The sequence below is a fragment of the Phycisphaerae bacterium genome, from assembly GCA_012729815.1.
GTDB lineage: Bacteria > Planctomycetota > Phycisphaerae > JAAYCJ01 > JAAYCJ01 > JAAYCJ01.
The window spans coordinates 1-1610 of sequence record JAAYCJ010000256.1 but is presented as its reverse complement, the minus strand read 5'-3'; the positions used below and the strand labels follow the sequence as shown (position 1 = coordinate 1610).

Sequence of the window (1610 nt, the reverse complement as noted above, 5' to 3'; positions counted from 1 at the left end):
ATGGCGTACGGCCCGATCTCCACCGTCGGGTCGATCTGGGCCTTGGATGAAACGATCGCGGTCGGATCAATGGCCATAACGGCGCCTCCAGGGCCGCCCGTGGCCGTTGACACAGCCGGGCGGCGGGTCTAAAGTAACCTTACTATGATACCGCCACGGCCCGACAATCACAACGGACAGGACACGCCATGAAACGATTTGGCTGGCTCGCCTTCGCCGCCCTCGCCCTCCTCGCCGGCTGCGCCCACACCCGCGAACTCGACGTCGCCCTCGACAAAAACGTCCGCGTGCCCGAAAAACGGGCCCTGGTCCTCTTCGCCGACGGCGTGCGAACCGAGGTCTTCGACGCCATGCTCGACGCCGGCCAACTGCCCAACATCCAACGCTACATCGTCGACCGCGGCGTCCGGGCCCGCCACGCCGTCACCGTCGTCCCCTCCATCACCTACGCCGCCACCGCCAGCATCAACACCGGCCGATATCCCGGCCACCACCAGATCATGGGCAACAAGTGGTTCGACCGTACGTCCGGCCAGTACCAGGACTACATGTACATCCGCACCTACCAGGAAATCAACCGCGACCTGCGGGCCCCGACCATCTACGAAATCCTCGGCGACCGCTACTCCGTCACCATCCAGGTCGCCAACTACCTCGGCGCCACCCGGCCCATCGAAAACTGGATGAGCTCCGGCATCAACTGGTTCTTCCGGCGAATCCTCGAAGTCGATCGGCTCATCGCCGTCCGCTTCGAACTCATCGCCGAATGCGCCCGCACCACCGGAACCTGGCCCGACTACATCCTCGCCTACTTCCCCGCCATCGACGAGATCGGCCACCGCTACGGCTCCGACTCGCCCCAGTACCGCCAGGCCCTGGCCAACCTCGACGTCCAGGTCGGACGCATCTGCCGCGGCCTGCAGCGGAACGGCCTTCTGGAAAACTACTACCTCTTCTTCATCAGCGACCACGGACATGTCCCCGCCGATCGCCTCAACTCCTGGTCCGTCGAAGAATTCCTCGAAAACGATCTGGGCATCCGCGTCGTCGACGAGATGTTCCTCGAAAAAGGCAACACCTGCGAACGCCACGCCTACCTCAACGACAAATGCGACCTGGTGCTTATCAACGGCGGAAGCCGACGCGCCCATCTCCACCTGCGGACCGATGAGCACTGGTTCCACGAACCCACGCCGCAGGAGACCCAGGAATTCCTCGCCCATCGCGCCGACCCCGCGCCGGTCTGCCGTGGCATGACCCTCCATCAGACCCTGGCCAAACAAACTCCCGTGCGACTGGTCGCCGTCAAAGCCGGACCCGACCGCGTCGAAGTCCTCCACCGGGACGCCCGCGGCCTGATCGAACGCGAACTCCGCGACGGCGTCAAACGCTACCGCTATACGCCCACCGCCGGCGATCCGCTCAGCTACGACGAACCGCACGTCAAACCGCTCCTCGACGGCCAATTCCACGACAGCCGAACGTGGCTCGCCGCCTCCTGCCGCAGCGAATTCCCCGATTTCGTCCCGCAGGTCGTCGAAATGTTCGACAGCGGCCGCGCCGGGCAGATCGTCATCTTCGCCGACCGCGGCTGGGACTTCAGCCCCATT

General features: G+C 64.7%; 1 protein-coding gene. It reads left to right on the top strand.

Annotated features, from left to right (window positions below; translation table 11 throughout):
- Positions 1 to 188: 188 nt before the first annotated feature.
- Positions 189 to 1610 (top strand): alkaline phosphatase family protein (locus GXY33_16975; GenBank protein NLX06832.1); only part of this gene is annotated, 1422 nt, incomplete at its 3' end.